Raw genomic sequence first — 7731 nt, forward strand, 5'->3', positions numbered from 1 at the left:
AGATGGGGTTCAATCAACCATCTCGTAGCGCACCGCCACCGCTTCGCGTGGCACTAAACATGACACCGTGCCTAAGCGTGGGCGCATGGCAGTGCGCACACCGCCGCCGCCTGCGGGGCCACAGGTGTAGAGTGCAGTCACCTCACGCACCAAGCGCTGGGCGCTGGCATAGTCACGGTGCTGTAGGGCTACGCGCAGGCGCACGTCACGGGCACCTCCAGCATCTGACTCGTGCGCCGGATCATTGAGCCAGCGGCTGGCGTCATCGCCCAGCACGCTGGTCACACCAATCAGATCGATACGTAGTGGGCCTAGGCCATGCAAGCGTTCGTGCAAAACTTGGCCCGCCAAGCGGGCACGGGCTTCGGCACGAGGGCCGGCATAGGAGATTTCGCCTTCGGCAAACCAGCCAGACTCAAAACACACATTGACCTTGAGTGTGCTTGGCCGCGCATGACCGCGCACACCTTGCAGACGCACGGCATCGGTGCCAACCACCAGCACTTGGGCTTGGGTGATGTCTGCCACCACATCGGGCGTGAGGTAGGCTGCAGGGTCGTGCAGCTCATATAACAGTTGCTCCTTGACCGTGCGCTCATCAATACAACCACCCGTGCCAGGGGGTTTAGTGATAGTGCAATGGCCGTCTGCGTCTATCTCAGCGATGGGATAGCCCAGATGGGCTAACCCGGACACCTCTTTGTAGCCAGGGTCGGCAAAGTAGCCGCCTGTAACTTGTGCCCCACATTCGAGCAAATGGCCCGCCATCGTGGCACGTGCCAATTTGCTCCAGTCATTGAGTGCCCAGCCGTAGTGGGCTAAGGCTGGGCCCAGCACCAACGATGGGTCGGCCACACGGCCACAGACCACGATGTCAGCGCCTGCGCGTAGCGCATCGGCAATGGCTTGTGCGCCGATGTAGGCGTTAGCACTCACGATAGGGTCGGTAGGCATAGCAGTGCCCAGTGCGCTTTTTAGTAGTGCGCGGTGTTCGGGGCCACTGAGGTCATCGCCCTGCACCACAGCAATGCGTGGGCGACGCAAGCCCTGCTCTGCTGCCAGTGTCTGGATGCGACGCGCGGCCCCGTGCGGGTTGGCTGCGCCAAAGTTGCTGACGATACGGACATTGTGCGCAAGACACTGCGCTAGCACAGGTTCAAGCAGATCGACCAGCAGGGGTTCATAGCCAGCATCAGGGTTGGTGCGACGCGCCAATTGGGCCAGCGCCAGCGTGCGTTCGGCCAGCGTCTCAAAAATGAGTACAGAAGGCTGACCACTGGCGATGAGTGCTTGTACCACCGGTAGCGCAGCATCAGTGCGGTCACCTGAGAAACCGGCGGCACAGCCGACCAGCAAATTAGTGTTGTTCACCATGGTTGTCTTGTCTCCTAGTGGGCAGTCTAGGAGGAGGAGGAATTTCTGTGAAATCGATTGTTAAGATCAATCCATTTGAAATACAAATAAATAACCTGTGCACTGTCATTTGCCCATGAGTGCCCACCACCTCTCTAGCCGCCAACTCGATGCCTTTATCGCACTGGCTGAGCAGCGCAGCTTCACGCGCGCGGCGGGTCTGTGTTACCTGTCGCAACCTGCGTTTAGCACTCTCATCCGTGCGCTGGAAGATGATCTGGGACTGCGCCTGTTTGATCGCAGCACGCGCCATGTAGATTTGACGCCCGAGGGCCAAAACTTTCTGGAATCGGCTCGCCGCATCCGTACCGAGATCACCAATGCACTAGCTGTCGTGCGCGACACCGCTGCGCTAAAGCGTGGGCGCGTGGCAGTGGCACTGCTGCCATCGTTGGCTGCGGGCTGGTTGCCGTACGTGCTGGCGCAGTACAGCGCAGTACATCCAAGCATTGAGATCAAGATTGCAGATGTGCTGTCAGAGCCTTGTATCGACCGTGTTGCCAACGGGCATGCAGACTTTGCGTTGGCTGCCATCCGCGCAGACACCCCAGCCTTACAGGCTGAACACTTTTGCAGCGACGACTTTTATCTGGTGTGCCCCGCAGAGCACCCGCTAGCACATCGGCGCGAAGCCATCACTGTGCAGGATTTGGCCGCCTGGCCGTTCATCCACCTCGCGCGCACCAGCAGCGTGCGCCAATATCTAGAGGCCGCATTGCACCCGCAGGCCATGCATACGTTGATGGAGGTGGAGCAACTTGCCACTGTGATGGGTATGGTTCGCGCGGGGCTGGGCATCAGTGTGGTGCCTGCGCTTACGCTGTTTCACTTTGAGCAGCCAGGGCTAGTCACACGGCCACTGTCGCTGCCGGGCCTTAGGCGCCAAATCTACCTAGTACGTCGACGCGACGAAAGCCTGTCGGTAGCAGCGCAGGCGTTGTATGCGCTGGTAATGGAAAAACGACCATAAGATTTTGAACACAACTAGACAGGTACTGCACTTGCCATAGCCTGACAAAAGACTTAGGGGTTGTCGGCAATGGCAGGTGCTAAGGGCTGACCTACACTGTGCGAGCACTGCCTGGGTCGGGGCCATAGGTTGGTAGCTTGGTTCACGGTGGCGGTGCTTTTTGCACAACTGCTTTTTCTGGAGCCTGCATGTCATGGTCTTTTGCTTTTCGCCCCCGCGTTTTGGATGCTCTGCGGAGCTACGACCGTAACCGGGCACTGACGGATATTGGTGCAGGGGCCACCGTGGGTATTGTGGCCCTGCCCTTGGCGATGGCTTTTGCCATTGCCAGCGGCCTCAAGCCAGAGGCGGGACTGTGGACGGCCATCATCGGGGGCTTTTTGGTCTCGCTGCTGGGCGGTACCAATGTGCAGATTGGCGGGCCAGCTGGGGCCTTTATCGTTATCGTTTATGGCATTGTCGAGCGCTACGGACTGGCCAACCTGCTGATTTCTACCGCCTGTGCCGGGGTGCTGTTGCTGGCGCTGGGGCTGTTTAGGATGGGTAATCTAGTGCGTTTTGTGCCAGTAAGCATCGTGATTGGCTTTACCAACGGCATTGCGGTGCTGATTGCGCTGTCGCAGCTCAAAGACTGGCTGGGCTTAGACATCGAGAAAATGCCGGGCAATTTTTTCTCGCAAGTCCATGTGCTGGCTTTGCATATCGACACCATCAATGTCTATGCGCTGGGGCTGGGGCTGGCCTGCTTGGGCGGGCTGTTTTTGTGGCCGCGTCTGTTCTTAAAAGGCTCGCCGGTGTTGCGCGTGGCCGAAGGCCATACCGTGCGCGTGTTTGCCCGTGTACCGGCCCCAGTGGTAGCGCTGGTGACGCTCACGGCGCTGGCCTATGTACTGGAGTTCCCGGTAGAGACCATTGGCAGCCGCTTTGGAGGTATTCCACAGCAGCCGCCTAGTTTTGCGCTGCCGTCGTTCTCGTGGGAGACAGCCCGGCTGTTGGCTACCCCTACCCTGACCATCGCCTTGCTAGGGGCCATTGAGTCTTTGCTGTGTGCACGGGTGGCCGACCAACTTGCCACAGATCCGCATATCCGCAAGCACGACCCCAACCAAGAACTGATAGCCCAAGGCGTGGCCAACTTAGTGGTGCCATTTTTTGGCGGTATGCCCGTGACGGGCACCATTGCCCGCACCGTAACCAATTTGCGCGCTGGGGCCAGTACACCCGTAGCGGGCATGGTTCACGCTTTGGTGTTGGCGCTGATTGTGTTGCTGGCGGCACCGTTGGCCTTGCATATTCCGTTGGCAGTGCTGGCGGGTATTTTGTTGTTTGTGGCTTGGAACATGGGTGAGTGGCACGAGTTTGTCCGGCTCAAGCATTTCAGCAACCATTACCGGCTATTGATGTTAGGCACCTTCTTCCTGACGGTAGTGTTTGATTTGACCGTGGCAGTGGAGGTGGGGCTGGCGCTGGCCTGTGTGCTGTTTGTGCGACGCATGGGGGCGCTGTTCCGCGCCGAGCCACTAACAAAGCCAGCACCGGGATGCGCCACTCCAGCCGGACAACGCCCCCAGTTGATCTGGCAACTGCATGGCGCTTTGTTCTTTGGTGCAGTAGCCAAGATTGATCCCATGGTGCAGGCGGTAGAGTCTGGCCCCACCGGGATAGAGGTGGTGCTGGACATGGGTGGCCTGTTTGCACTCGACACCACGGGTTTGGATGGGCTAGAGCAAATCCTCAAGGCGGTGGGTTTGCGCGGTGGTGTGTTGCAGCTATGCCAAGTGCAAGAGCAGCCACGCTCGTTGATGGAGCGCTCTGGGTTTATGCAACGGGTAGCAGCGCAGAATGCGGAGCAAGAAGCGCCCCGGCCCTAGGTTGACCGGGGCCAGTGACGCTGTCTAGGACTGGCCCTTGGGCGTAGCCACCAACCCATGCGTGGCGGCCCAAGCGTTGATGTCTTCTTTGCGGATAGCGGCGGCCATCAGATCAGGGAAGGCATTAGGGGTGCAAGCAAACGAGGGCACACCTAGCGCCGCCAGCTTGGCGGCCAGCGCCCGGTCGTAGGAGGGTGCGCCTTCGTCACTGAGGGCCAGCAGGGTGATAAATTGCACCCCCGACTCCACGAGCGAGGCGGCGCGGCGCAGCAAGTTGGCCTCCACGCCACCCTCGTACAGGTCAGAGATGAGCACCAAAATCGTATTGCGCGGCTCGCGGATGATGGACTGGCAGTAACCCACAGCGCCATTGATGTCGGTACCACCGCCCAATTGCACACCAAACAGCAGTTCTACCGGGTCATCCAACTGGTCGGTCAGATCGACAATGTTGGTATCAAACACCACCATTTTGGTAGCCACAGCAGGCAACGAAGCCATTACGGCCCCAAAGATGCTGGAATAAACCACCGAGGCCGCCATCGAGCCACTTTGGTCAATGCACAGCACTACTTCGCGCTGCGGACTGCGCGCTTTGCGGCCATAGCCGATCAGTTGCTGCGGCACGATGGTGCGGTACTCTTCTTGCCAGTGACGCAGATTGGCGCGGATGGTGCGGTTCCAGTCGATCTCACTGTGGCGTGGGCGGCGGTTGCGCTGGCTGCGATCTAGCGCGCCGGTCACGGCAGAGCGCATTGGCTCTTCGAGCTTTTTCAGCAACTCATCCACTACCTTGCGCACCACCATGCGCGCCGTCTCTTTGGTGCTGGCTGGAATCACCCCCGACAGCGCAATCAGATTGGCTACCAAATGCACATCGGCATGGGCGCTCTCTAACATTTCTGGTTGCAGTAGCAGCTCACGCAAGTCCAGCCGTTCTAGGGCGTCGCGCTGCATTACCTGCACCACCGAGGTGGGAAAGTATTTGCGGATATCGCCCAGCCAGCGGGCCACACTGGGCGAGGAGCCACCACGTCCGCCTCGACGCTCGGAGGATTTGCCCAAGCCGTTTTTACCATCGGCATCGTACAGTGCGGCTAGAGCCTGATCCATCTCGGCCATCTGGCCTGAGAGTTTGCCGCAACTGCCTTCGGCTTCGCCGCCCAAGACCAAGCGCCAGCGGCGCAGACCCTCTTCGTTTAATGGAGAATTAGTCAAAATGAGAATTCCTGACGCGAAGCACAACCGATAATGGAGCAGTGATTAGAACAAGGTAGTAGTGAACCAACTAACACCCGTTAAGGTAGCTGTGGTGACGGGTTGCACATAGTCTTGCAGCTCGACATAGACATTATCTGCGGGCTGATTCTGACCGGCTGGCACTTGGTACAAAACTCCGCCAATTTGCAGCAGCTCTATATGGCGCACCACATCCACTATGCCACTGGCTTTGTGCCGGATCAGTGCATCATGCACCCCAGCCGCAGTATTGGGCGTGAGGGCGACCTCGTAATCTGACGGCCCGCCAAAGTACACTGCCATGTCTGTGCCCTCGCCACCATCGAGCACATCTGTGCCACTGCCACCCACCAACATATCATTGCCTGCACCACCGAGCAGGGTGTTGTTGCCCGCATCCGCTGACCAGCCCGTTTCACTGAGCTGTTGATCAATGAGCTGTAGATGGCCTTGGGCATCAGTGAGCGCTCGCGTATGGTGGGCATCGCGTGCCAAGGCCAGCCAAATCGCTGACCAACTACCACCAGCATTCAGATGGTCTACCCCTAGGGCGGTAAGCGCGGGCGTGGCGTGGCCTACCCCCCATACCTGATTGATTACGGCACTTACCTGCTCTTGCAAAGGCTGGTTTGCCCATGTGGAATGGGTTCGCATCCAATAGCTATGGGCCATCTCGCCTAACTGGGCACTGCTGTAGTTTCCTGCCGCAAATACCCCCATCTCGCTCAAGGTGGGCAAGCGCCCACCCAGCGCATGCACCAACAAGGCCGTGTCTTGGGCCAGTTGGTAGTTGTCATAGACCCACGCTAAGCGCGCATCAGTGACCAAGCCACTGCCGTGGTTGTTGCTCCAACTATTAGTCAGGTGCAGGCCGGTGCTGTCGGCCAGCTCGGTGCTGCTGGGGGTAAAGTCCACTTGCAAGCGCCCCTCAGGCGTGAGGGCAAAACGCCAGCGCCCGGCGTCGCTGGGGCCACCTTGGAGCAGGTCGTTGCCATCACCACCTTGCAAGGTGTCATTGCCAATGCCACCCACTACCCAATCGTTGCCGCCATCGCCAAACAGTTGATCGTCTCCACCTTTGGAGCCAATGGTGTCATTACCATCACCACCGCGCAGCACATCGTCGTCAGCGCCCAACACCAAAAATTGCGCACTGCCATCGCCAATGACAAAGTTGCGCCCGCTGCCGCCGATAGCCGTAGTGGGGCCAATGACGATGGCAAACTCAACCAAACTCAAATCGAGTACGGAGCCAGGTGGTAGCTGGCGGGCATCAATCACCAAAGCCTCAGCCCGATATGGATTGCTGCTGTCGCCCTCGCCGGTACCGGTGGTGCCCCGAATGACGATGGGTTGCGTGGGTGCGACACTGCCTGGTGCTGCGGTCAAAGAGATAGTGCGCACCACCACTTGGTCTTGGTGGGTCACGCCGGGCACATATTGGTCAATGCCTTCACCGAGCACATCAAGGAAGTCAGCTGGCAAACCAATGCGCGGTTCGCTGGCCTGAATCAGTTTCTCGCGCAGAGTCAAGCCGCTGCCATCAGTGCTCTCCGAAGTCAGACCAACTCCCACGGGCAGGCTGACTTGCAACAATGCTTCACCAGCACTGCTCTTGAGCAACGGAATATCGGCCAATCCTCCGTTCGAGGTATTGGGATCTTCGGGGCGGGTGCTGCTCACTGGGGCAATGGTCTGGGTGGTGGTGGTGATAGTTTGACCATCATTGCCGGTTTGGGTGCTGGTCTGTGTTTGTACCGTGGTGCCATCAACAGTTTCAGTGCTGGGTGCTGGTGCTGGTGCTGGTGCTGGTGCTGGTGCCGGTGCTGGTGCTGGTGCTGGTGCCGGTGCTGGTGCCGGTGCCGGTGCCGGTGCTGGTGCCGGTGCTGGTGCTGGTGCTGGTGCTGGTGCTGGTGCTGGTGCCGGTGCCGGTGCCGGTGCCGGTGCTGGTGCCGGTGCTGGATCACCCCCACCCCCCCCACCACCACCCGGACTGATGCCGGAAACGGTGATGCCGTTGCCGGTGAGATCGGCCACCGTGACGCTGGCCTCAGCCCCAGCGGCCCAGTCTTCCGCGCCCGCAAGGTTGTAGGTCACACTGCCGGTGCTGCTGCTGCCGTTCTTGTTGAGTCGGCTAGCCAGTTCTGTCTGATCGGCGGCATTGAGGGTGATGCTAAAGCCTGTGCCATCCGTGATTTCCACACTGCCAGAGGTCAGAGGGTAAGCGCTGCCGTCGCC

General features: G+C 59.4%; 5 protein-coding genes. 2 read left to right on the forward strand and 3 right to left on the reverse strand.

Annotation, left to right across the window (positions count from 1 at the left end):
• Positions 1 to 9: 9 nt before the first annotated feature.
• Positions 10 to 1374 carry an acyclic terpene utilization AtuA family protein gene (locus tag BMX55_RS15505; protein ID WP_091459266.1) on the reverse strand — a complete coding sequence of 455 codons (1365 nt, stop codon included), beginning with the start codon at positions 1372 to 1374 and terminating at the stop codon, positions 10 to 12.
• A 115-nt stretch (positions 1375 to 1489) separates the two neighbouring features.
• Between BMX55_RS15505 and BMX55_RS15510 the strand changes: the two genes are divergently transcribed.
• A complete protein-coding gene (locus tag BMX55_RS15510) occupies positions 1490 to 2383 on the forward strand; it encodes a LysR family transcriptional regulator (protein ID WP_091459267.1) in 894 nt (297 codons plus the stop codon).
• A 188-nt stretch (positions 2384 to 2571) separates the two neighbouring features.
• Positions 2572 to 4254, forward strand: coding sequence for a SulP family inorganic anion transporter (locus tag BMX55_RS15515; RefSeq protein WP_091459269.1), 1683 nt, complete (start codon positions 2572 to 2574; stop codon positions 4252 to 4254).
• Positions 4255 to 4278: 24 nt separating this feature from the next.
• Here BMX55_RS15515 and BMX55_RS15520 read toward each other — a convergent pair whose 3' ends face one another.
• Together BMX55_RS15520 and BMX55_RS16510 are read right to left on the reverse strand one after the other, a co-directional pair.
• A complete protein-coding gene (locus BMX55_RS15520; RefSeq protein ID WP_218144522.1) occupies positions 4279 to 5475 on the reverse strand; it encodes a VWA domain-containing protein in 1197 nt (398 codons plus the stop codon).
• 42 nt (positions 5476 to 5517) lie between these two features.
• Positions 5518 to 7731: calcium-binding protein (locus BMX55_RS16510; RefSeq protein WP_425432080.1), on the reverse strand; the 2214-nt coding region annotated here is incomplete at its 5' end.

Source organism: Giesbergeria anulus, assembly GCF_900111115.1.
Classification (GTDB): Bacteria; Pseudomonadota; Gammaproteobacteria; order Burkholderiales; family Burkholderiaceae_C; genus Simplicispira; species Simplicispira anulus.

What these genes read in the sequence shown, in the direction of transcription:
- BMX55_RS15505 (WP_091459266.1), bottom strand. Translation starts at nt 1,374, where the DNA reads ATGGTGAACAACACTAATTTGCTGGTCGGCTGTGCCGCCGGTTTCTCA.
- BMX55_RS15510 (WP_091459267.1), top strand. Translation starts at nt 1,490, where the DNA reads ATGAGTGCCCACCACCTCTCTAGCCGCCAACTCGATGCCTTTATCGCA.
- BMX55_RS15515 (WP_091459269.1), top strand. Translation starts at nt 2,572, where the DNA reads ATGTCATGGTCTTTTGCTTTTCGCCCCCGCGTTTTGGATGCTCTGCGG.